Consider the following 22,825-nt stretch of genomic DNA (forward strand, 5'->3'; position numbering starts at 1 on the left):
ATTTCTCTTCCTAATTTACATCTTTATTTTTTTCTTTTAAGCCCTTCAATATTCTGTATTTATCTGGAATTGCCCTCGTATATCTCGCACACTGTCCCTCGACAAGGGCAGAAGCGGCAAAGAGAAAAAGAAGGAGTCACAGAAGGCATGTACACCCCTTTTTCCATCTTCCTCATTTGTTCTAAAATTTTTAAAAGTTCTTTTCTTAAATATTTCCTGTTATAAACTTCAAACATGGCATTTCTATAAACTATCCGTCCTCTTTTTACTCTCTTTTGATACTCCTCTTCTATTATCACAAAATATGCTACAAGCTGCATCACATCTTTAAAATAGGGCGAATCTTCTGCATCACTGCTTTTTAGCTCTATTGGGACAAGCTCGTCTCCAACCTGATAGATGTAATCAGGTTTTCCGGTCAAACCATATTTCTCTGACTTTAGCAGCTTCCCGTAAACTACCCCTTTTCCTTTGACTTGCTGCGGCTTATCTACGTATATCAATTTGCCTCCCCTAAAGCCTATACTCCTTCTCATCCTTCTGTAAAAAGGCCTTTGTTCAATTATCGAATAAATCAAAAGATAAAGCACAATAAGGAGAAAAACTATATTTAGAATCATCTCACATACCTCATCACAAATAAAATCAGTAAAATCAAAAATACAATTCCAAAAGCGATAGCATACCTTTTGTATCTAAGTTTTACGATGTCTTTATAGTACTTTTCATGATAGTCTATTCCCCTCTTAAAATTTACAAACTGCTCTTCCCTCTCTGAAGGCTCTCTCAAATTGTTGATATATTCGAGTCCGTACTTTTTTATGTAATACCACTGATAAGGACAGTAAAGAAACTGATTTACTTCAGTAGCCGATATATACCCCTTTTTCTCCTCTTTTTTCATATCGCAACCCTTCTTAAAACTTTATAAAAAAAGGGGGATTAACCCCTCGGATCAGCAACTACAAGCACATCTATAAATTTGGTCCCCTTCATTATCCTTCTCACAATTGAGCCTCTTATTATTTCGTCTATCCTTCTTCTTACAGACTGTCCTACCACAATCTGAGTAATGGCATTCTCCTCAGCAAATTTTATTATAGCCTTTGCCGGGTCATTTGATTTCACCATGTAAAACTTGGCTTCTAATTTATTGCACAGCATAGTAATCTCATCTAACTTTTTCAAATTTTTATGGTCTTTGAGCTCATCGTCGTTGTAGACATGAAGCACAAACAGGTCAGCCTTAAGCATTTTAGCTAGCCTATATCCACGCCTTATCAAATATTCCGCATTAAACCTCAAATTTACACACACCAGTATCTTTTCCTGCGCTCCCTTTAATCCCACGACTTTCTTCTTATTCCTGTACTCTAAAAGCCTATCGTCAACCTCATTGGCCACTTCCCTCAATGTCAGCTCTCTTAAAGCCGCTAAATTCCCTACTCTGAAGAAATTATTAAGAGCTGTCTCAATCTTATCAGGACTATAAATTTTGCCGTTTTTCAACCTCTCAATTAAGGTCTCTGGAGATACGTCCACCACTTCAATCTCATCAGCCAGTTCAAGAATTTTATCGGGGATGGTCTCTCTAACTTTCACATTCGTCATCCTGTTTACATAGTCATTCAAGCTTTCAAAATGCTGTATGTTTACAGCCGTCATAACGCTTATGCCGTTGTCTATGAGTTCTAACACGTCCTGATACCTTTTCTCATTTTTTGAACCAGGAGCATTTGTGTGAGCCAATTCATCTACAACGACTACCTGAGGTTTTCTCTTAATAATTGCCTCCAAATCCATCTCCTTAAGAATTACACCTTTGTAATTTATTTCCTTCAAAGGAATAATCTCAAGGTCCCCTATCTGCTCCTCTGTGTCTTTTCTCCCATAGGTTTCTACAAAACCAATAACTACGTCTATGCCTCTTTTCTTCATCTCATTGGCATCCTGTAACATGTGGTAGGTCTTTCCGACACCAGGAGCAGCACCAAGGTAAATCTTGAGCCTTCCTTTATTTGCCCTTTCAATTTCTCTCATGAAGTAGTCTGGGGACCTCTTCACTGCCATTTACCTCACTTTTTATGCTTTTTAATTTCTTCCAATAAGCTCAAATTCAGTTTCAATACATTAACCCTCGGTTCACCAAAAAGGCCTAAGAATCTCCCTTCTATGTTTTTATCTACTAATTTTTTTACAACCTCTTCAGGCAAACCATTAACCTTGGCAACTCTTTTGACCTGAAGGTAAGCAGCTTTAGGAGAAATATGAGGATCCAAACCGGAACCAGAAGAGGTCACGATATCTGCAGGAATTTCACTCCTTTTAACTCCCGGATTCTTCTTTAAAAATTCTTCAATGTTTTTCTCTAGCTCTTCGTGAAATTTGGGATTAGACAGAGCGTAGTTTGTGCCACCCGAGGAAGTAGCATCGTAGTCCACAGCAGAAGGCCTTCCCATGAACCAGCGAGGGTCAGTAAACTTCTGCCCTATAAGTTCTGAACCAACAGGTTTACCATCTACTTTAATTATACTACCTTTTGCCTGATAAGGAAATAATAAATTTGCAATCCCAGTCATTACAAAAGGATACACCAATCCCAGCAAAACCATAAAAACCAGTGTAAATTTTATCGTCCTTTTAATCTCTTCGCCCATATTAAAATCCCTCACATCCCAAAAATAGAAGATATTATCATGTCAATAAGCTTTATACCCACAAATGGAGCAATCAAACCACCTAATCCATAAATGAGCAAGTTCCTCATAAGCAAGGCATTGGCGCTCATGGGTCTATACTTTACTCCTCTCATAGCTATAGGAATGAGTATAGGTATTATAATCGCATTATATATCAAGGCTGACAGTATAGCATTTGTTGGAGATGAAAGTTTCATCACGTCTAAAACTTTTATTGCCGGCAAAGTTTCAGAAATAATGGCAGGGAGAATGGCAAAATATTTTGCCACGTCATTTGCAATGCTAAAAGTAGTAAGAGCTCCTCTTGTCATGAGAAGCTGTTTCCCTATTCCTACAACCTCTATAATTTTTGTCGGGTCAGAATCCAAGTCTACCATATTGGCAGCTTCTTTAGCCGCCATAGTACCGCTGTTCATTGCAAGTCCCACATCTGCCTGTGCCAAAGCTGGAGCATCATTTGTGCCATCCCCTGTCATTGCGACAAGCCTTCCCTGAGCTTGTTCTCTCTTTATGACGTTTATCTTATCTTCAGGCTTGCTTTCCGCAATAAACTCATCGACACCGGCTTCTTCCGCTATCGTTTTGGCAGTTAATGGATTGTCTCCAGTTATCATGATGGTCTTAATTCCCATAGCTCTCAATTGTTTAAATCTTTCCTTCATTCCAGGCTTTATTGTATCCTTTAGATATATTACTCCCAGTACCTCATTATCCTTTACCACCACAAGAGGGGTACCGCCTAATAGGGATATTTTCTCCACTTCTTTATCTAAGTCATCTGGAATACTTCCGCCTTTTTCCCCTATGTATTCCTTCACTTTATCATAGGACCCTTTTCTCACAATAGTGCCATCTTTTAAGTTAAGGCCACTCATTCTTGTCTCCGCGCTGAATTCAACAACTTCTGCTCCTTCTAAAATATCATCAGGAGCCTTTGCACCCATTTTTCTAGCTAAATCCACTATTGACCTTCCCTCTGGAGTGAGGTCCTTTAAAGAAGAAATAAGTGCATAATAAGTGACTTCTTCCTTTGAGTGGCCTCCCACCGGTATAAAATCAGCAGCTAATCTATTTCCAAAAGTTATGGTGCCTGTCTTATCCAAAAGTATTGTATCTATATCTCCCGCAGCTTCCACCGCTTTTCCAGACATCGCAATCACATTAAAGCGAGTGACCCTGTCCATTCCTGCAATACCTATTGCAGACAAAAGTCCTCCAATGGTAGTCGGTATCAGACATACGAGCAATGCTATCATGGTAGCAGCGCTTATCCTGACGTGTACAAACTTGGCCATCGGATAAAGCGTCATAACTACGACTATAAAAATTATTGTCAAACTGACCAGTACCGTAGTAAGAGCAATCTCATTTGGAGACTTTTGCCTCTTTGCTCCTTCTACTAGTTTGATCATTCTATCTAGGAAAGACTCTCCTTCATCAACTGTTACCCGAATTTTGATGCGATCGCTTATTACTTTAGTTCCTCCCGTGACAGAACTAAAGTCTCCTCCTGCCTCTTTTATGACAGGAGCAGATTCTCCAGTTATGGCAGATTCGTCAATCGCAGCAAGCCCTTCAATTATCTCACCATCTGCTGGAATTATATCCCCTGCCTCACAGATAACTATGTCCCCTTTTTTAAGCTCAGAAGACTTGACTATCTTAATGCTCCCATCGCTCTGTACAAGTTTAGCCATTGTCTCTTTTTTAGTCTTTCTCAGAGTCTCTGCCTGAGCTTTACCTCGCCCCTCTGCCAAGGATTCTGCAAAGTTAGCAAATAAAACTGTGACAAAAAGTATGAAAGTCACTAAAGCGTTATATCCTACCTCATCAGGAGTACTGCCAAAATAGGTAGGAAATATAGTAGCCAAAAGGGTGATAAAGGTTCCCACTTCCACCACAAACATCACAGGGTTTTTGTACATGTACAAAGGATTTAATTTTATGAAAGAATTCTTAATAGCCCCTACTACTATTTCTCTGCTCCAGGTTTTTATTTCTCTCTTTCTCTTCATATCCTTTTACCCCCATTACGTCATGCTCAAAAACTCAGAAATAGGCCCTAGTATCACCGCAGGGAAGAAGGTAAGTGCTCCAACAATTAGCACCACAGCTATAAATATGGCGCCAAAAATCGCATTATCCGTTCTAAAAGTTCCAGGCGATGGGGGCGCAGGAATTTTCTCCGCCATAGAACCTGCAACAGCTAACATAAGAATAATGGTTATATATCTTCCAAAAAACATAACCAAGCCTGTCATTATATTCATAAACACAGTATTTCCTATAAATCCTGCAAATTCAGAACCATTATTTGCCGCTGCAGAAGAAAACTCATACAAAACTTGTGTAAGTCCATGATATAGTGGATTTGTTACAGAAGAAGCTCCCACTTTTAGCATCACTGTCAAAGCAGATGAAAAAAGTATCAAAAAAGGGTGAACCAATATTGCAAGGGCTATAAGTTTTATTTCTTTAGTTTCAATTTTTCTTCCTAAATATTCTGGAGTTCTTCCTACCATAAGCCCCGTCAAAAATACCGTCAATATTGTATACATTATTATATTCTGAAGTCCTGCTCCATCTCCTCCAAAAATGGTATTTAGCATCATGAGGATAAGCGGCACTGCTCCTCCTAAAGGTGTATAAGAATCGTGCATGCTGTCAACAGAACCTGTTGTAAAAGCAGTAGTCACAGTCGCAAATAGTGGAGATTGGGAGACTCCAAAGCGAACTTCTTTTCCTTCATAATTTCCATAAGGCTTACCATAAATATGTAATTTCGAATAAGCCACTCCTGGATGATTTTCCGCATAAACTGCTCCAACAGCCAAAAGAATAAAAATCACAAACAAGGAAATGTATAATACCAAAGCGTGTTTTTTATTGTTTATCATTAATCCATAAGTGTAAATTAAAGATGTAGGCAAAAGCATCATAAGAAGCATCTCAATCATATTGGTAAGCCAAGTAGGATTTTCAAAGGGGTGAGAAGAATTCGCCCCAAAAAATCCACCGCCATTTGTTCCTAAGTGTTTAATTGACTCTAATACAGCTACGGGACCTGTTATAATAGTTTGCTTCCCACCCTCCAGCGTATCCACAACCACTTTTCCAGCAAAAGTTTGAGGTACTCCCTGCCACACCAATATGAGGGTTGCCAACATAGAGATTGGCAGTAAAAGCCTTACAGTTATTCTCACAAAATCAGCATAAAAATTGCCTAAATTAGTGGTCTTTTTGCTCAACCCTCTCATTATAGCAGCTGCAGTGACAAGTCCTGATGCCGCAGAAGTAAACATCAAAAATACAATTACAATCATCTGACTTAAAAATGTAATACCATCTTCTCCAGCATAGTGCTGAAGATTGGTATTTGTCATAAAGCTTATAACAGTGTTAAAAGCCAGAGAAGATTCCATATTTTTTGCACCGGTAGGATTTAGAGGCAGGAACTGTTGAACCCTTAAAATAAAATAGGTGATTATCATCATCACCATATTCACCAGCAGAAAAGTTAGCGCATACTTTTTCCAATCCATTTCCTCTTCTGGATTGATTCCCGTAATTTTGTATATAAAATTTTCCACAGGCAAAAAAATCTTATCTGACCTCATGGGCTTATATTCAAAAATATTGTACATGTAAGTTCCTAAAGGCTTGGTCAGTAAGACTATGATGGCTATCATGGTAAAAAGCTCTATATTTGAGTACATAGGGTCTCCTCCCTTAAAATTCTTCAGGATGTATCAAAGCGTAAAACAGATAGATCAGCAAAAGAAAAAAGACCACGTACAAAAGAACCACTTTAATACACCTCTGTTTCATAGGTATTGGCTTCTAGCAAATTGCGGCACCATTTAACTATTCCCTTTACAATGGAGTACAATGTGGCAAAACCTGCTAGAATTATAAAATCCATTTTCTCCTTCACCTCTTATTATTATCGTTTTTGTGACAGAATATTATAAATTCAAAAACATAAAAGCCTCCTCACTTGTTACAGGAGGCGGACTACATGGCAACATGTTTACATATTGCCATGTCTTCCAGACATTTTTGTTAATTTATTTACTAATTATTGTACCATAAATATTATATTATTCAAGCCTATAAACATCAAAAGAAATCCCGCCTTCTTAAATGCCCTTTAAAACAAAAAAAGAGGATGTAAAGCGTTACAACTTACTCATCCTCTTTAATTTATCACTTTACATCACTTTCCATCATTTTTCAATAAAATATCCTGTATCTTTTTTTCATAAATTGTAAAAAGCCTTTCAGCTTTCTCCGGTGTCAATGCCTCCACATACACATTGCAAAAAGGAAGTTCGCTATCGGGAACCACTAGAACCCATCCTTCATCCTCTTCAAACCTTAGCCCATCCAAAAATGTAACATTATTTTTACGGGTTTCAAACAGTTCTCTTATTATTCTCCCCTTATCCTTCCAATCACATCTTATTCTCTTGACTGTTTTATACCTAAGAGGAAAACTATCTTTTATCTCCGAAAGCCTTTTATTCTTTAACCTTACGTATTCAATCACTTCTAACAAAAAGTTTATCCCGTCAAAAGAAAGGTCAAAATACACCTGCCTTCCCTCTTCTAAATTAGTCATCGACCTCATAAGGTCCCTTGGTGAAATCTTTCCTACAACTGTCTCTACTGCAAGTTCTTCTGCAAACTCTGCCAAATACTTGGAACTGTTAAAAGGCAGTACAACTTTCTTTAGACCTTTTTCCCTGGCAATCAACATCTTTAGATAATTCACTTCATCTTCATCAAATTTCCTATCTTTTTCGTCATAAAGTTCTATCTCTTCCCCATTCTTTTTCAATTTCACTTTCAAGTGATAGTTTTGGTCATCTAAAATTTGCTCTCCTTTTATCTGCAGAAGCACTTTTTTAGTCCATTCATCATGAGGCTTAACCTTTATCTTGAAAGAATCTGCTCTATTTTTGACAAGATAATCCTTATAATCTCCCTCTACATCCACCTCTTTTATTGGCTTTATGTCTTCTATTTTTCTTCTTGATATGTCGTGAATTTTTAATTTATTCTCTATCTTCTTCTCCAAATTTCTATCTATATCCATTCCCTCTCCATCCAAAAATAGAATTCTAATTTCCTCCCCTATCCTTTCTACATACACCCCTCCTTTTGCACTTCTTAACCTGATTCCCACTCTTAAAGCCGGCAGCAGAAAGCTATTGCTTTTTAACACTTCACACCCGGAAAAAGCAAGCCCGTAAGCAATCAAATCGGCAATGAGAGAGGAAGCTAGTTCCTCATCACTTCCCACAATGACTTTCCCTTTCATTAAATCCCCAAAGGCCTCCCCAATTTCTACAGCCTGATAAGGACCTATCTCTTCATTAAAAATGCCCCTTATCCCTCTGTAACCAAAAGATAGGTTTTTCCTGCCATTTCCCCAAACTACATCCTTTGAGACTACTGCCTCTTCCTCTATAACCTTAAAAGGCCAAACTTTTACATCCGGTCTTATCTCTGCAAAAGCCTTTATTCTAACCCCTTCTCCTATTACAGCATTTTCCAATATCCTTGCGTTAGAATCTATTCTGACCTTATTGCACACCACTGCTCCATTCAATTCGCTGTTTTCCCCTACATATACATCTTCCCACAGTACAGAATTTTTTACATGACTTCCTTTCTTTATAATCGTACCTCTTCCTATGACCACATTAGGCCCTACTACAGCATTTTCCTCAATAACCACCTCATTTCCTATAATCAAAGGAAGAATCAACTTTGCTCCCGAAGACATTAAAACCTTCTTGCCAATAACTTTTCCTTCTTCAAGGAGGATTTTTCTGTAACCCAAATCCAGCTTACCTTCCAACACATCAAAATGGCTTGAAAGGTACTGCGCTGTATTTCCTATGTCACACCAGTAGCCTTCTGTAATGTACCCATACATAGGAATGTTTTCCTTCAAAAGAAGCGGAAACAAGTCTTTACTAAAATCAAAAGGTCTATCTTCAGGTATAAATTCAAGTATTTCCGGTTCAATTATGTAAATCCCTGTGTTGACAGTATCGCTAAAAACCTCTCCCCACGACGGTTTCTCTAAAAACTTTACTATTTTCCCTGTTTCATCGACTATTACAACTCCATACTCTAAAGGAATTTCTACTTTTTTTAAAACTAAAGTCACTTTCGAACCCTTTTTCCTGTGAAAGTCATATACTTCCTTTATGTTTACATCTGTAATTACATCTCCGCTCATGACAATAAAAGTTTCCTTCAGGAAATCTTTCGCGTTTTTCACACTTCCTGCAGTCCCCAGAGGCTTTTCTTCTGTGTAAAACTTTATTTCATTTCCATATTCTTCAAGCAAGTAATCTTTTATCTTGTGAGGTAAATAAAAAAGAGTGACTGCTAATTCCCCCACTCCGTACTTGTGCAAATGCTCTACAATATGCTTTATCGCAGGTTTATTTGCCACAGGCACCAAAGGCTTTGGAATATCAAAAGTTAAAGGCCTTAATCTGCTTCCCTCTCCACCTGCCATTATTATCCCTTTCATCCAACCACCCCAAAAAATTTATTGACCCTAATTTTTATTTTCTTTATTTGTGCAAAAATTATTCATTTCAAACTTGAAGCTACATAAAATTGAAATGAAAAGTTAAGCAGGTGGAGGATAGAATGCTAATTTTTTTATCTTTGCTGTACTTTTCTGTAGGAATTGGAATATTTATATGGGGAATTTTTACCATAACCAGCGGGTTAAAATCTATATCCAAAGAAAAGCTTTCATATTTTATAAACCATTTCGCAAACAGCCTTTTTAAATCTATAACAATAGGTTTTATTGTGACTTTAATTTTACAAAGTAGCAGCATGGTGACAGTAATCGCTGTAACTATGGCAAACGCTCGACTTTTAACGCTTAAAAGCGCAGCAGGTATAATAATGGGTTCTAATATCGGAACAACTATTGCAGTGCAGCTTTACGCTTTTAACCTTTTTAAACTGGCACCTTTTTTAGTGTTTATCGGATCCTTGCTTCACTTTCAAAATTGGCACAGCAAATTAAAACTTTTGGGAGATGTGTCACTAGGATTTGGACTTGTATTTTACGGCCTAAAAATAATGGAATTAGCTACATCCCCTTTCAAAAACTCAGGTGTCAACCTTACCAATTCAAATTTGTCCAACCCCTTAATCGGAATATTTATTGGGGTAGTATCAGCTCTCATACTTCAGTCGAGCAACATAGGAATAGCAACCCTTCAAGTCTTAGTCACTTCCCACATTTTGAGTTTAGAACAGGCCTTGCCCATAATCTACGGTCTAAACATAGGAACCTGCTCTGAAGCATTCATTTTAAGCTTTGCCTCCAGCAGAGAAGGAAAAAAAATAGCTTTATTCAATATTTTCCTCAACCTATGGGGCACTTTAGTGTTTTTGCCTTTCACAAACTTTTTTGCAGAATTATTACGACACACCTCTCCTAGCAATCCCTTAAGGCAGGTGGCCAATGCTCACACGTTTTTTAACATTTTTTCTGCCATCGCAATAATCCCTTTCCTTAAAATCATATTTAACTTACTGGATAAAATAGTAAACATAAGTAAAAGAAAAAAGCCCTGAGGGCTTTTAATCACCAATTTTATACATATTCCAAGGTTTAAGTTTTATTTGATGCTTGTAATGCTTAAAAATACTGAATTTTAGGCAATATATAATTTTTATTCTTTCCTTATTCCCACACTTTTCCCACAGTAAAATTTTACCTAAAAAAATACAAAAGGTGCAGCAAAAACACGCTGCACTTATCTTGTTTCTGCTTTTTCTTTTTTCATTTTTTCAATATATTCTCTTATAGTCATGGCATTTGGATCTGTGTTTATTTCGTGCACATATATACATTCTATGTCTTTCATGTTATCGCTTGTTGCATAGTCTACACCAAAAACTTTGTTATCTTTAACAATTTCAGCGCTTATAAATGTGTAAACTTTGGGATATTCAGTAAATAATTCATTCATTTTGTTTATTAAGTCTTGTTCAGTTAAAATGCTATTTTTTAAAAAGTTTTTTACGTCATTGCTAAGTATTAATTTCATAAAAAACACTCTCCTTTACTTGAATTTCGTCAAAGAGAGTGTTTTAATAAAAATATAAAAAGGGCATACACTCTCTTTGACCCAGTGTAGCCCTTTTCTTACATTTTCATTTTTATTATAATTGTTTTTGTTTATTTTGTCAAGATAATTTTATGATTATGTCAGTTTTTCTAGGATGGAAATTTTCTCCTTTGTTAACAACAGTTTTTATAAGAATTTCATTTGGACTTGTAAATATACCTGCTACAGTAATATCAGCAAAAGTATTTATAATAACGAAATCTTGATTAACTTTTATTTCTCCAAGTTCTTCCTGGGCACTTTTTATTGTATCAATTACTAATCCCTTGATAATGTTTCTATCCTTAATTCGATCTAATGAATGTGGAGAAAAAATAATCCAGATTTCATTTCCCCATAACTCTATTAATTTTATGTTTTTGTCCAACTTAATTCCCCTCCTTCAAAATTTAAAAAGAGAGAGGCCAAAAGCCTCTCTCACACAACTTCCTTTTGTTTTTGCTTTCTCTGCACTAGAAGGTAGTCATCTATCCCTTTGTATCTGCTGTCCCATGTCTTTGTGCGAACTTCAAAACCTGCTTCAACGAGTTTATTTTCCAGCCTTTTTCTTGCTTTCTGTACTGCGGGATTTGTCAAAATATCCATATCAAAAGCAATATAAACTTTCTTTGCCCCTAGCTGTTTTAGTACAATTTCTATACCCTTGATTGCTGTAACTCCGGGAACAGATACAAAAGTGTATCTGGACAGGTAATGCGCCACATCAGCTTTTAAAGGGCCTTCAGTAACAATGACAACTTTAGAAGGCCCTCCATGTACGCCCTGCCATGCATGAGCAGGTGTGCCGTTTAATTTGTTTCGAGAAGAGAACCAAAGATATTTTCTTCCCTTTTCTTCTTCGTCCAGTCTTATTTGAAAGCCCTGTATTCGTCCCTGTACGTCTTTTACAGGGATTAAAAAGCCTTTATAATCTACAAAATCCCAGTACTTTTCTCCGTCCTTTTCTCTTTGGTAAAAACCCGGAATGCCTTTTAGGTTGTACCCTTCTTTAATAAGCTCCCTGCATATTTCCCAGCGCTGCTGGGGTTCTTCCGGCAGGGATTTATAGAGATTCTTAGCTGTTTCTTCCCATGAAAGGCCTCTTTTGAGTAAATTTCTCAAGTGCTGTTCTTTTAAAGTAAGTTTGTCTAAAAAGGCTCTGTACACTTTGTCTCTTGTTTCGATTGGAGCTACTGGATTGTGCTTTTTCTTCTGAACTTTTTCTTTAAGTACAAGAGGAGTGATATTTTCTTCCATGAGCTCTTTGTAAGCTTCTCTTGTATCAATGTTTCTTAGTTCTGCATATAAGTTTACTGCATCTCCACCTTCCCCGCAGCGTACACAGTAGTAGACGTTTTTTGATACATTTAAATAAAGGTGTCCGTGTTCAGGGTTTTTTGAATCCCCGCAGAACGGACACCTCGCAATGTACTCTTCAGAAGAGGCTCTCCTTAAAATTCTTATTCTTAACCTTTTTGCAACGTCCAAAATGTCCAAATCTCTGTGCATTTTAAGTTCTCCTCCTTTTAAATGTTGTAATAGACAGCATTTTCAAAGGTTTCAAATAAGTCTAGATTGTAAGGCCATCTTGGAATTAGTACCAGTTTGTTTGTGTTAAGTATTTGTCTTATCTGTACCGGATCGTCTTCCACATAAACATCTGCATCCAGCTGGTGTTTTTCTTTCGTGAAGTAAACTTCAATTCCGGGGAAATATTTTTCTGCCCACCTTTCAGTTAAAAACTTTAAATCCTTGCTGCGGCTTGTTACAAAAACAACTTCTGCGTTAAGATTTAAAAAGGTTGTTAGAAGTTTTAATGAACTGGGAATTGGCTCTGCACCAAGTAAAATGCTGGTTCCTTCTACTGTCGTCCAGAAGTCTTCTGTTAGCTCTGGATTGGGGTATAGGGCTGTATTGTACCCCATTTCTTCCAGCCTTTTGTTTACATTGATAAGTGTGTTATCAATATCGAATGCGACTATCTTGCCTTCCACGTTGTATAAAAGGTTTAAAAATTTGGAAAGATCTTTAACCTTCCCTGAAAAGTACACCACCTGCTTCATCCTTAATTCCTCCTTTTGATAAATTTTAAAAGGAGCTATACGGAGACGTATCTCCGCAGCTCCTTTTTTGTCCGCACTATAATGTCCGGGCCACCTTCAATCCATGTGTTAGTGTCTTTGTAAACGGTTATGATTGCTACGCTGTTTGGATTGTCGAATACGGCCATGTAGGCCGTTTTTAGCACATAGTCAAATACTGCAAATCTGCGCTGTTTCCCCCTCAGTTTTTTTATTTTTGATTCGGCAGCTTTTATGGATTGAATAATGTTCTCCGGCATAAGAGATGTTCTGTCTTCTAACCTCTTTAGTGCATGGTCTGTAAAAACAACTTTTATATATTTGCCCCACAAAAAGACTGTATATTCCCTCCTTTTGCTCACTTTTTTAGTCCTCCCTTGCAGTTTAATACAGCTTTTTGCTGATAACTTTATAACTGTAATATTTGCAATTTGGACATCCTTTTGGCTGCATATTCCTCTCTTTTTTACATTTTTTAACCGTTTTGTCATCGATAAAATCTTCGTATCTTTTACACCAGTTTCCTGCTTCTATCATGTAGCCTTCGGGTTTATATTTTTCAAATGTCATTTCAAATTTCTCCCTTCTTTTTATTTTTTTTGTTTTTTACATCTGCCAGTCATCCTTGAGAAGTATCATACCTTCTTCTACACTGTCATCTCCTTCTGGCCCTTTATTCAGCCACAAAAAACCTACTTCCCAGGGTGTGAGTCCGAATCTTTCAGCATTTTCCATTTCGCTTTTTAACAATGTTTCTAAGTCTTTCTCATTTAGTATTACTTTGGTGGGGTCTAATTCTTTTTCTCTGTCCCAGCCAAGGAGTTCATAAAATCGGATAAGCTTTACATAAGGATTAAGGTTATCATCAAGCTTTTTTAAGACACTTTCCAGTTTTATCTTTTTCATAAAAATTCCTCCTTCTAATTTTTAAGGACAGCGAAATGCTGTCCTTTTTTATTTTAAAGTTTTAAATTCTTTAATCTTGCTAGTTGCAATTCTATCGCACAGGTTGTTGTACTCATTATCAGAATGACTTTTAACCTTTTTGTTTTTGTACAGGTTAATTACCAGCAAAAACTAAGGTAGGTATAATCTAGTATTTCAAATTCTTTAGAAAGTTCTTCTGCAAGGATTTCACTTAGATAGGCTTCAGGATCTTCACTCCAGAGCGTTTTCGATTTTTCGAGAATATTTTCTATGATCTGCTCTACTTCTTCTTTGTTTTTGGTAGTATTGATTATCAGGTTCATTTGAATGTCTCTGTCGTTAGGATCTACAAAGTTTACTAAATACAGCATTTTCTTCCTCCCTTCTATTTTTGTGTCTTTTTACTTTTTTACCTGCACTTGCTCCATCCGCAGAAAGGACAAAGTAAGCATCCCTCTGCAGGAATTAGTTTTGCCCCGCAGTCAGGGCAGTAAAATTCTTGAATGGTTTGTACAGGTCTATGAGTTTCCTTTTTCTCTTTTTCCTTCATAAAAATCCCTCCTTTTCGTTTATTTAAGGTTGTATTTTTGTGAAAAATACTGCACGACTTCCGGTATTGCCTTTTTGTAATAAGGCTGGTTATCTTTGCACCACTCTTTCAATTCTTTTTTGGTAGTTATAGGTGGATGCCAGCCTGCACCTGATTGAACTGCAGCTAATTGCGGTTCCAGTACTTCTATAAAATCCCTGACTGTCCAGCCTTCCCAAATTTCTTTTTGAAAATTAATTTTACCCATTTTTATTTCCCCTCTCTTTTGAAATTTTTATTTAAAAGCATACATCTGTTTTTGTAGATGTATGCTTTTTAGCTTTGTTATTTTGTGTACCTGTGTTTAAGCTGAAGGTACACTTTTAAGATTTTTTGTACCGCTTTTTACGGCAGAGGGTACAGTGCCGTGAGCCTTTCCTGACAACCTCTCCTTTACTTTTCTTCCTGCTCCGCATAGTGGGAGAGGTACGGTACCAGCAGGAGTTCTTTTACGTCAGGATAAAGCTCTATGTACAAAAGAAGCAGGAATGCTCCTGCTCTAAATTTACACGTTTAGTTTATTTTTTAAAATAATGGAATTTTTGTTTTTTAACTTAACTTCTGGTATTCCAGGAAAAACTAAAAGCTTGCTTTCCAGTTCTTCTTCATTTTTAAACTTAAAATTTTCGCTATCCCAGTTTTCATTAAACCAATTTCTTACTTCTTTTAGAGCGGAAGCTTCAAAACATTTTCCAAACCTTGTTAAAAAGACAATGTAATTTAAATCTCCTTTCTTATTAAACATTTTGAGGAAAACGTTTCGATATTTTTTGGGATAAAAAGCTTCCCAGCTGTATACTACTGCTATTGCTACATTTTGGTCCATAACATAATATGCCGGGGCTTCTCCACCCCAGACAGTCCTGGTATATCCTTTCTTAAATATTAACTTGTTCATCATTATTTCCCCTTTCTCTTTAAATTTTACAGAAGAGCAGGGGCTAAGCCTGCTCTTCTGGATTCTCTTCTTCTGATTTAATCCCCAAAACATAATCCACTGCTTTTTGAGCTCTGCCTGCAGCGGTGAAAATCATCATTTTATTGTTTTGAAGATGCTTTAACCACGACTGAATATATGCTGTGCTGTTCTTTATTGTTTTTTCTACAATTCCTGCGTGCTGGCAGAGCATTGCTGCTCCTATCTCTGCAACCAGTTCTTCCAGCGAATATGAATCCGCAGCAAAGGCACTTTTTTCATTTTCTTTGAACCTGTTCAGTCGCTTTGGATGACCGGTAGAATGGATAATCTCATGAAACAGCGTAGAGTAGTACTCGTGTATGTCATAAAAAAGACCTTTGTCTGGTATGTTGATTAGATCTTTTACTGCGTTGTAGTATGCTTCATTTGGGTTATCATGGGTTATTTTGGGAGCATCTTTGTATCCTGCTATGATTTTTTCGGCTTCCTGCAGTGGATTATGTTCTTTCTTTTTTAATTTAGAAGGAATCCCTTCTGTATCGCTTAGGTGAAATACGTGATAATATTTTAACACAAGGGATTCCTTTTCTTTCTCTACAATTTCGCCTGTTTCCGGATCTACTTCCTCTATTATTTTGGTATAAGGTTTGAAGAATACTACTATTTCGGCCTTTGCCCCTTTTTTTATTCTGCCTCCAAGTTGTTGTATTTGTTGGAAGGTTAAATATTCGCCACCTTTTGACAGCAGCAGCACATTTATTCCTGTGTAAGGTTTCCTGGTTATATAATTTATGGGTGGGGTGTCTGCCCACCCCTTTTTCCAGGGTATTTCTCCTCTCTCCATCTGCTGGAATATTCTCTCCAGCACAATATCATGTACTTTAGACATTTTTACCCCTCCTTTGCCTTTTTGTAATTTCTTAAAGTTTCATCAATAAAGTCCCAGAAAACTTCGTCCTCAAAATCTCCATTGTTTTTGTTTGCTTGATTTTCGTGCAGAAGTATCAACTATTTCATCTTCTGGCACTTCGAATCTTTTCCCCAGAAACTCTATGAGTGGTACGTTTATGTGCTCCTGGTTTTTAAACATTTCTATAACCTTTTCCCATTTTTCGCTGCTGGATAAGTGAATGTCATGTACAATATCTATTATTCTTTTATCCATTTTCTTTCCCTCCTTCCTTGTTTTTGTAGTTTTTGTATCTGTCAATAAACAGTGTTAAAACTTCTGCCTCTTCCTCAAGAAGTTCATCAAGAAATTCTTTTTGTTTTTGTTTTAGTTTGTCTATTTCGTCCTTTCTTAAGTCTCTTACTGGAAACTTTCTGTCCTTTCTCATCCTTTCTACTGGGAAATTTTCGTAACTCATAAAAACTCTCCTTTCTTTTACTGTACACAAATGTGTACGTATTTTTTGGCGCCGACTTTAACGACAGAGGACGCCATGTCGCCGAGCCTGCCCAACAACCCTCCCTTAACGCATAGTGGAGAGGGAACGATTGTTACACTTTTATGTTAGGCTGGGCTCTATGTACAGAAGGAGAAGGCAGAGTGCCTTCTCCTTCTAAGCATTTGCAACCTCAAGTTTTTTGGTACCTTCTTTGACTCTTGTTTCGATTATCTGTGTGTCCGGTGCAGTGTATGCTGTTATGCTTTCAGCATTATCAATAAAAATGGGAAATCTCATATTTGTTAGACCCATTATAAGGTTTGCAATTTCAAGGCCTGCTTTAATTCGTTCAGAGTAGGAGAGTATATTAAATTCTTTTCCGTCATATAAGATTTTAAAATCATCTTTAATTTCTCCTGTACTCTGAACGACTTTCCAGAGCTGTAGTGAGACTTTGTTCAGGTATTTGTTTATCTCTGCTGCTTCGAGTTCCAGCTTTTTGGCATTGAATGCTTTTGCGTATTCTATCAAGGTTTTTACTTCGTTTATTTTTTGTTCGGCTAGTTTTATATCGTCTTCTACCTCCTTGAGCTTTCTTTTTGCTTCTTCTTTTTGCCTGAGCAGTGCTTTAACACTTTCGTTGTGGCTTATTACTTCTCTTTCCTCAAATCTGAGTCTTTCTATCTGCTGCATTATTTGCTGTGTTTGTTCTTTGTTTGCATTTGTATTTAGTGTATTCTCTAGTCTTTTAATTTTTGTTTCAAGTACTTTCCTGTATTTATTTACTTTTTCTTCAAATTCCTTCTTTATTTTTTCGTTCTCTTCAATTGCAGCTTTTAGCTCAGCAGCAATTTTTGTGCCTTTTTCTTTTATTTCCTGGAGCTTTGCTAATAAAAGCTGTTTTTCTTTTGCGGTAACGTCTATTTTATGTCCACAATTGGTGCAGGTAATGTACTGTGGCTTGAGGTTTTTAATTTGCTGCTGAATTCGTTTGTATTCCTGTACAAGGTCTTCTCTGGCTTTTTGTAAAACACTTACATCTTTCAACTGCGGTTTCTCTATTGGCGGATTTTTGTACTGTTCTTTTAAAATAGCAAGCTCTTTTTCTATTTCTACGTTTTGATTTTTCTGAAGTTCTAAAAGCTGCGTCTCAAGTTCTTTCAACTTTGTTTCATTGAAGGTTTTTATTTCCGGTATTTTTGCCTCAATGATTTGTCTGTAAACTTCTATATTCCCTTCTAACTTCAGCAGTCCTTCTTCCCAGTCTTTTAGAATTTCTCTTTGTTTTTCGATGAACGTATTTGCATTGTTAAATCCGTTTTTCTTTAAGGTTTCTGCTATTTCTGGTGGAAGTGCTTTAAAGACTTCTTCATTAGACACCTCTGGCAAAACCTTATAGAGGATAGCCTTGGCATCTCTTGGAGCAAGGTTTGTAAAATATAGAGGGTTGAATATGGTGAAAAATACGTCTTTGTCCTGTATAAATTGAGTGTACAGGTCAATTTGTGTAGACTTAGCGCCGTTTATGGTTATTTCCATTTCGTTCTTCTTTTTCGAACGGGTTATTTCGTATTCTTTTCCATCCTTTTCTATAACTAAGGTTACTGCCATTTCTCCTTTCCCTATAGTTATCAGCTTATTTGTTATGTTTTCTGTGCCAAACAGGTTTGCTCCTGTTAGACACCATGCTATTGCTTCTCCAATAGAAGTCTTGCCAGCACCATTGTCTCCATAGATTATGGTCCGTTTATTATCGAAAGTTATTGATAAGTTTTTATGGTTTTTAAAGTTTTTTAAAACCATTGATTTTATTACCATTTTCTAACTCCTCCTTTATTTTTCTGAAAATTAAAAGCACGTCCCTGTTAAGAGACGTGCTTCCTTCTTTTTATTTTTTATAAACCTGTTTTGATAATGGCTATTAGAATGCTTATGATGCCAATTACTGCTGTGGCTGTCGTTGCTATGAACCATTTGTTTGAACTGTTTAAATCAATATAATATTTTCTCTACTTTACTATCAAGTTTTTCTATTTTGCCATCTATTTTTCTGTTAAGTTCATCTATTTTGCCATCTATTTTTCTGTTAAGTTCATCTATCTTGCTGTCTACTTTTTTGTTAAGTTCATCTATTCTATTATTAATTGCATCTATTTTTGTATCTACCTTTTTATCGAGTTCCTTTATTTCTGCTTTTATTTCCTTAATATCGCTTTCTATGTTCGCAATTCGACTTGTTATATGCTCCAGTGAACCTTCTAAATATGTAACTCTTTCTTCGAGGCTTTTCATATTCTCACCTCTTTCGTCCTTTTCTACTGGTTCGTCTTTAACAGGTGCTTTATCTTTTTTTTAGAAATGATAATCTAATACAGTGCCAATGTAATACTCTTGCCCTTCCTTCAGATTGTAGCGTACAAATTCGTCAAAGGTTATCCATGAGGATTGCCTGCTGTAGATATATATCCCATATTTTTCATTGATTAGGTTTTTCAAAATCCACACCTTTGTGCTGTCTGTCGAAAATTCTTCAATTATGAGTTCCTCCACAAATTTTTTTAAATTAAAAAACCTTGCGCTGAAGTATTCCTCTTTAAAACCTTTTGGAAAAATAATTGACTGCTCTTCTGAATTGTATGTTATGCCGTATTTTCCTAAATATGTTACAAAATAGTTTATTTCTTCTTCTCTATCAACGTCTTCGCTTACATAATCTGCAATTATTCCTACAAAACCTTCATAAAAGTCTTCTTCACACGCAAAATCTTCTTCAAATCTTAAAGGTTTCTCCTCTAATTGAAAAATTGTCCCATGCATAAACTTACCCCTCCATTTTTTTTGATTTAAAAGAGGGGAACTACCCCTCTTTTTCTACATTGCTATTTCGTAATTTGTTATTTTTTCTAACAGTTTGTTTCCCAGATTCGTTTCTTCTAAAGTATAATTTTTTATTGTTGTGTCTTTAAGTTCTTTAAATTCTTCAGGGACAACCATTGTATACTGGTTGCCTTTTATGTCTTTTAGAGAGGCTACATAAAAAGTTCCACCATTTTTACTGTAGAAACCCTTAACTGCTACAACTGTCAGAGGCCCGTATTTGCTGCTGTCATTCTGCACTTCCTCAGGGAAGAGATCTTCCGGTACTTCATCTATTGCTTCTTCTGGAGGAAATGTAAAATCTTCGTTTTCTACTTCGTCCATTGCTTCATTTATTATGTCTTCTATGTCCCTTTCCTCTTCTGTTGCTGGCGGATTTACTACTGCATTTGGCTGGTAGAGGTGCAGGATGTAGACTGTTTTGTTGTATTTGCCGTCTGCCAGCACTTTCATGGGGACTAGTGCCAGCTTAAGAGGTATTCCGGCTATTTTCCCTCCATTTGCAGACTTTATTATATCTATAGCTGTGTTTATTTTTTTGATGCTGTTTATAGAACTAGTATCAATCTGAAAAACTCCCTCCGGTATTCCCTGTACGTAAAACAACAGGTTTCCTACTTCTCTGCACTGGCCTTTCTGGTAATACGGGCAGTTTCTATATTTGCATTCAATCTGCTTTATTTCCCCTGTCTGTGGATTTGTTTCGAGCGCTGTTTCTCCGTCTCCTTTGCAGAGAAGTCTATTATTCCCGTATCTTTTGAGCCACTGCGGGAAAAATACTTCCGGGTCGTTTACCGGGAAGATGATGTCAATTTCCTTGGGCTTTTCTCCATAAAGAGCTTTAAACTTTGCCACGATTTCTGGAGACGTATTTCCATCTTCATAAACCACAAAATAATCTGTTGCTGCAGGATAAAGGCTCCCTCCTTTCCCTTTCTGCTTTATACCCAGATGGATTTTCCCAATCCGGGCAAGACTTCTTTTTTCTGTTAATCCTTTAATAGGCATACAAATTCCTCCTTTTTAAAATTTTTTAGAATAATAAGGATTCTCTACTGCCAAAAAGCGACCGCCAAGATATTTGGCAAATGTTTTTTCGTCAAGTTTTTCAGCATCTATCCACATTACACGGCCAGGGACAAGGTCTTCATAGTCATATAGGGACGGAAATAACTCTTCCCCTACTGCACTGTCAGCAACTGATGAGAGAGTGAAAAGCATGAAATACCTTGTGTCCCTGTTCTGAAGCAAATACTCCCTGATAGCTTTTTTAGCCTTTTCGATATTTCTTTTTGATGCCATTCAAATTCCTCCTTTTTTTGTTTTTTTTATATTAAAAAACGTACAGAGAAAGGCTCTGTACGTTTCAGACTTTTTAAATGCCTCTTTTTACGGCAGAGGGCATTGTGCCGTGAGTTTCTCCCAGCAACCCCTTCTTCACTCTCTCCTGCACCGCAACCGGAAGGGGTACTGATACCGCAGGAGAGGTGTTTTACGCTGAGATGAAACCCTATGTACAAAAAGCAGGAGGGGAAAGCTCCTGCTCAGGATTCTTCTGTCTGCCTGTATTTTTGTTCCGTTTGTTCTGCTTTGTAAAAATAAAAAAGGTATATTCAAAGGCTTTTTAAAAGCTTTGAATATACCTTAATTCCACATTTTAATTGTTTTTTAATTTTTATTTTTAATAATTTCCAAAAATTCTTTTACTGTTACAATACGTATTCCACCGTATTCTTTGATTTCTAACAAATCTTTGTCACCAGATACTATAAAATTACAATTTCCATCTATTGCACAATTAATGAATTTATTATCATCCTTGTCTCTTGATACTGTTACATTACTTGAAACATGAACAAATTCTGCAAGTTCTTCGATAAAATAAAACAGTTTTTGCTTAATTTCTTTGCGGAAATTGAACTTTTTATACTCTATAACTCTTTTATATTCAGAATATATATCTTCGGATATAACCCATGTAAATTTATGCATTGCACAGTACTCAAGAAGTTCTTTCATGATAGGACTGCCAAACAAAATTGATACAAATACATTTGTATCAATTACAGCCCTAATCATTAGTCTCCCTTATTTCTTTTACAAGTTCAGAAATATTATCTTCTGAGTAGCCGTGTGATTCTAATACCCGCTTAGTTTCTTTTGTTATTTCAAACATATCTTTTACAATCTTTAGCCTTTTTTGTATCAAATATTCTACAAAATCCAGGACTTCTTTTTGTTCATCTTTTGGCATCATTTTTACTTTTTCATATATAATATCATCCAGCCTGTCATTAAGCGCTTTTGACATTTCTATCACCACCAATTTTTATTATTCCTTCTTTTCTTTTAATTATAACATTGTTACGGAAATATAAAAAGATGTATACATACTTTCAAAAATATTGACAAATCTTTTATTCACATTTTTTGTGCTTTTTAATATCATTTTTTATAGCCAAAAATCGCTGCAGGTGTTTTGTAATTTTTGGCGCTGCTTTTTACGGCCTTGAGCGCCATGCCGGCAGCTTCCTTCAGCAACCTCTTCTTTATCCGCAAAAACGGAAGGGGTACGGTCTCTCGTATGAGAGAAAAAGGTTACGAATAGTGTTTAAAGTATTAAAAACTATTCAAAATTTTATTAAACACTATTCTTTGTTAGGCTACATTCAGCCTAACCGGGTGTAACCCCACACCCTCTATCCCCTCTGCTAATGCTTCGGGGAATACTTTTTAATTCTTAATTGGCTAACTCCCTTATGCACACCATTGTTTCGGCGTCTAACTATGCAAGACTGAAATCGGCCTTGCAGTGAGCGATTTCCACCAGGGGCTCTCAACCTTTGTGCATAAGTTCATCGTCCCTTGAATTAAAAAAGTATATGTTTTATTAAAAATTTTAACATATTTAAATTTGTTTGTCAATTTTTGATACTATATTTTATGCTGAGGATGCTGCTTGTTCAATATATAGTATATCTTGCTTTTTTGAAAAGTAAACCCCTTTTTTAATTTTTGCTTCTTATTTCCTTAACAAGTTCAGAAATGCTGTCCTCTGACAATCTTAAGCTTTTTTGTTTGTGAACTTTTTGCTTTCATTTTCACTACCCCCGGTTTGTTTTTCTATATTATAACATTAGTAAACGTTTTTACTACAAACAGCTGAATAATAGGGGCAGGATAAGC

The 22,825-nt window shown here is 36.4% G+C and carries 30 protein-coding genes; 1 reads left to right on the forward strand and 29 read right to left on the reverse strand.

Features of this window, described 5'->3' with window-relative positions; genetic code table 11:
* Window positions 1-59: 59 nt before the first annotated feature.
* The 8 genes from cas4 to EV203_RS02065 all read right to left on the reverse strand — a co-directional run bounded on the left by cas4 (window position 60) and on the right by EV203_RS02065 (window position 9,252).
* Entirely contained in the window at window positions 60-620 is a 561-nt protein-coding gene (gene cas4, locus EV203_RS02030) for a CRISPR-associated protein Cas4 (RefSeq protein WP_009610751.1), read from the reverse strand.
* Window positions 617-904 (reverse strand): hypothetical protein, encoded by a 288-nt coding sequence (locus tag EV203_RS02035; protein ID WP_011026128.1) that lies wholly within the window; start codon window positions 902-904, stop codon window positions 617-619. Before EV203_RS02035 ends, cas4 begins: the two co-directional genes overlap by 4 nt.
* A gap of 38 nt (window positions 905-942) precedes the next feature.
* A complete protein-coding gene (kdpDN, locus tag EV203_RS02040) occupies window positions 943-2,070 on the reverse strand; it encodes a KdpD-like non-kinase potassium sensor (RefSeq protein WP_009610762.1) in 1,128 nt (375 codons plus the stop codon).
* Window positions 2,071-2,075: 5 nt separating this feature from the next.
* Window positions 2,076-2,657 carry a potassium-transporting ATPase subunit KdpC gene (kdpC, locus tag EV203_RS02045; RefSeq protein WP_009610759.1) on the reverse strand — a complete coding sequence of 194 codons (582 nt, stop codon included), beginning with the start codon at window positions 2,655-2,657 and terminating at the stop codon, window positions 2,076-2,078.
* 11 nt (window positions 2,658-2,668) lie between these two features.
* Window positions 2,669-4,714, reverse strand: coding sequence for a potassium-transporting ATPase subunit KdpB (gene kdpB / locus EV203_RS02050; protein ID WP_009610761.1), 2,046 nt, complete (start codon window positions 4,712-4,714; stop codon window positions 2,669-2,671).
* 15 nt (window positions 4,715-4,729) lie between these two features.
* A complete protein-coding gene (kdpA, locus tag EV203_RS02055; protein ID WP_011026130.1) occupies window positions 4,730-6,415 on the reverse strand; it encodes a potassium-transporting ATPase subunit KdpA in 1,686 nt (561 codons plus the stop codon).
* Window positions 6,416-6,428: 13 nt separating this feature from the next.
* Window positions 6,429-6,527: a K(+)-transporting ATPase subunit F gene (kdpF, locus tag EV203_RS14260; protein ID WP_081427419.1), complete on the reverse strand. Its 99-nt coding sequence runs from the start codon at window positions 6,525-6,527 to the stop codon at window positions 6,429-6,431.
* A gap of 388 nt (window positions 6,528-6,915) precedes the next feature.
* Window positions 6,916-9,252 (reverse strand): sugar phosphate nucleotidyltransferase, encoded by a 2,337-nt coding sequence (locus tag EV203_RS02065; RefSeq protein WP_011026131.1) that lies wholly within the window; start codon window positions 9,250-9,252, stop codon window positions 6,916-6,918.
* 128 nt (window positions 9,253-9,380) lie between these two features.
* On the opposite strand from EV203_RS02065, the gene EV203_RS02070 reads away from it, so the two are divergent.
* Window positions 9,381-10,322 carry a Na/Pi symporter gene (locus EV203_RS02070; protein ID WP_207910858.1) on the forward strand — a complete coding sequence of 314 codons (942 nt, stop codon included), beginning with the start codon at window positions 9,381-9,383 and terminating at the stop codon, window positions 10,320-10,322.
* A 182-nt stretch (window positions 10,323-10,504) separates the two neighbouring features.
* On the opposite strand, the gene EV203_RS02075 is transcribed toward EV203_RS02070, so the two are convergent.
* The 21 genes from EV203_RS02075 to EV203_RS02170 all read right to left on the reverse strand — a co-directional run bounded on the left by EV203_RS02075 (window position 10,505) and on the right by EV203_RS02170 (window position 21,950).
* Window positions 10,505-10,798, reverse strand: coding sequence for a hypothetical protein (locus EV203_RS02075; RefSeq protein WP_074665154.1), 294 nt, complete (start codon window positions 10,796-10,798; stop codon window positions 10,505-10,507).
* Between the two features lie 139 nt (window positions 10,799-10,937).
* Window positions 10,938-11,246 carry a hypothetical protein gene (locus EV203_RS02080; RefSeq protein ID WP_011026133.1) on the reverse strand — a complete coding sequence of 103 codons (309 nt, stop codon included), beginning with the start codon at window positions 11,244-11,246 and terminating at the stop codon, window positions 10,938-10,940.
* Window positions 11,247-11,296: 50 nt separating this feature from the next.
* Window positions 11,297-12,367 carry a DUF3854 domain-containing protein gene (locus EV203_RS02085; RefSeq protein WP_132038990.1) on the reverse strand — a complete coding sequence of 357 codons (1,071 nt, stop codon included), beginning with the start codon at window positions 12,365-12,367 and terminating at the stop codon, window positions 11,297-11,299.
* A gap of 17 nt (window positions 12,368-12,384) precedes the next feature.
* Window positions 12,385-12,921 carry a 5' nucleotidase, NT5C type gene (locus EV203_RS02090; RefSeq protein ID WP_132038991.1) on the reverse strand — a complete coding sequence of 179 codons (537 nt, stop codon included), beginning with the start codon at window positions 12,919-12,921 and terminating at the stop codon, window positions 12,385-12,387.
* A 35-nt stretch (window positions 12,922-12,956) separates the two neighbouring features.
* Window positions 12,957-13,301 (reverse strand): hypothetical protein, encoded by a 345-nt coding sequence (locus EV203_RS02095; protein ID WP_132038992.1) that lies wholly within the window; start codon window positions 13,299-13,301, stop codon window positions 12,957-12,959.
* 22 nt (window positions 13,302-13,323) lie between these two features.
* Window positions 13,324-13,509, reverse strand: a complete 186-nt coding sequence (locus EV203_RS02100; RefSeq protein ID WP_132038993.1) for a hypothetical protein — start codon at window positions 13,507-13,509, stop codon at window positions 13,324-13,326.
* 36 nt (window positions 13,510-13,545) lie between these two features.
* Window positions 13,546-13,845: a hypothetical protein gene (locus EV203_RS02105; protein WP_132038994.1), complete on the reverse strand. Its 300-nt coding sequence runs from the start codon at window positions 13,843-13,845 to the stop codon at window positions 13,546-13,548.
* Between the two features lie 158 nt (window positions 13,846-14,003).
* Window positions 14,004-14,237, reverse strand: coding sequence for a hypothetical protein (locus tag EV203_RS02110; protein ID WP_132038995.1), 234 nt, complete (start codon window positions 14,235-14,237; stop codon window positions 14,004-14,006).
* A 38-nt stretch (window positions 14,238-14,275) separates the two neighbouring features.
* Window positions 14,276-14,416 (reverse strand): hypothetical protein, encoded by a 141-nt coding sequence (locus tag EV203_RS13360; RefSeq protein WP_165911571.1) that lies wholly within the window; start codon window positions 14,414-14,416, stop codon window positions 14,276-14,278.
* A gap of 19 nt (window positions 14,417-14,435) precedes the next feature.
* The gene (locus EV203_RS02115; protein ID WP_132038996.1) at window positions 14,436-14,663 is read right to left on the reverse strand and encodes a hypothetical protein; all 228 of its coding nucleotides are present in this window, start codon (window positions 14,661-14,663) and stop codon (window positions 14,436-14,438) included.
* A 297-nt stretch (window positions 14,664-14,960) separates the two neighbouring features.
* Window positions 14,961-15,446: a hypothetical protein gene (locus tag EV203_RS02120; protein ID WP_132038997.1), complete on the reverse strand. Its 486-nt coding sequence runs from the start codon at window positions 15,444-15,446 to the stop codon at window positions 14,961-14,963.
* Window positions 15,397-16,263 carry an ArdC family protein gene (locus tag EV203_RS02125; protein ID WP_132038998.1) on the reverse strand — a complete coding sequence of 289 codons (867 nt, stop codon included), beginning with the start codon at window positions 16,261-16,263 and terminating at the stop codon, window positions 15,397-15,399. Before EV203_RS02125 ends, EV203_RS02120 begins: the two co-directional genes overlap by 50 nt.
* A gap of 69 nt (window positions 16,264-16,332) precedes the next feature.
* The gene (locus tag EV203_RS02130; protein ID WP_132038999.1) at window positions 16,333-16,539 is read right to left on the reverse strand and encodes a hypothetical protein; all 207 of its coding nucleotides are present in this window, start codon (window positions 16,537-16,539) and stop codon (window positions 16,333-16,335) included.
* Window positions 16,532-16,741: a hypothetical protein gene (locus tag EV203_RS02135; protein ID WP_132039000.1), complete on the reverse strand. Its 210-nt coding sequence runs from the start codon at window positions 16,739-16,741 to the stop codon at window positions 16,532-16,534. Before EV203_RS02135 ends, EV203_RS02130 begins: the two co-directional genes overlap by 8 nt.
* 195 nt (window positions 16,742-16,936) lie before the next feature.
* Window positions 16,937-18,580, reverse strand: a complete 1,644-nt coding sequence (locus EV203_RS02140) for an AAA family ATPase (RefSeq protein WP_132039001.1) — start codon at window positions 18,578-18,580, stop codon at window positions 16,937-16,939.
* A gap of 174 nt (window positions 18,581-18,754) precedes the next feature.
* Complete coding sequence (locus EV203_RS02145) at window positions 18,755-19,054, reverse strand: coiled-coil domain-containing protein (protein WP_132039002.1); 300 nt, start codon at window positions 19,052-19,054, stop codon at window positions 18,755-18,757.
* Window positions 19,055-19,114: 60 nt separating this feature from the next.
* Window positions 19,115-19,579, reverse strand: a complete 465-nt coding sequence (locus EV203_RS02150) for a hypothetical protein (protein WP_132039003.1) — start codon at window positions 19,577-19,579, stop codon at window positions 19,115-19,117.
* 54 nt (window positions 19,580-19,633) lie between these two features.
* Complete coding sequence (locus tag EV203_RS02155) at window positions 19,634-20,647, reverse strand: recombination directionality factor (RefSeq protein WP_132039004.1); 1,014 nt, start codon at window positions 20,645-20,647, stop codon at window positions 19,634-19,636.
* Window positions 20,648-20,662: 15 nt separating this feature from the next.
* Window positions 20,663-20,941 carry a hypothetical protein gene (locus tag EV203_RS02160; RefSeq protein ID WP_132039005.1) on the reverse strand — a complete coding sequence of 93 codons (279 nt, stop codon included), beginning with the start codon at window positions 20,939-20,941 and terminating at the stop codon, window positions 20,663-20,665.
* Between the two features lie 366 nt (window positions 20,942-21,307).
* Window positions 21,308-21,718: a putative toxin-antitoxin system toxin component, PIN family gene (locus EV203_RS02165; RefSeq protein WP_132039006.1), complete on the reverse strand. Its 411-nt coding sequence runs from the start codon at window positions 21,716-21,718 to the stop codon at window positions 21,308-21,310.
* Window positions 21,711-21,950: a DUF2281 domain-containing protein gene (locus EV203_RS02170; protein ID WP_081427420.1), complete on the reverse strand. Its 240-nt coding sequence runs from the start codon at window positions 21,948-21,950 to the stop codon at window positions 21,711-21,713. The genes EV203_RS02165 and EV203_RS02170 overlap by 8 nt, the downstream gene beginning before the upstream one ends.
* Window positions 21,951-22,825: the final 875 nt, after the last annotated feature.

Source organism: Caldanaerobacter subterraneus, from assembly GCF_004345675.1.
Lineage (GTDB): Bacteria > Bacillota > Thermoanaerobacteria > Thermoanaerobacterales > Thermoanaerobacteraceae > Thermoanaerobacter > Thermoanaerobacter subterraneus.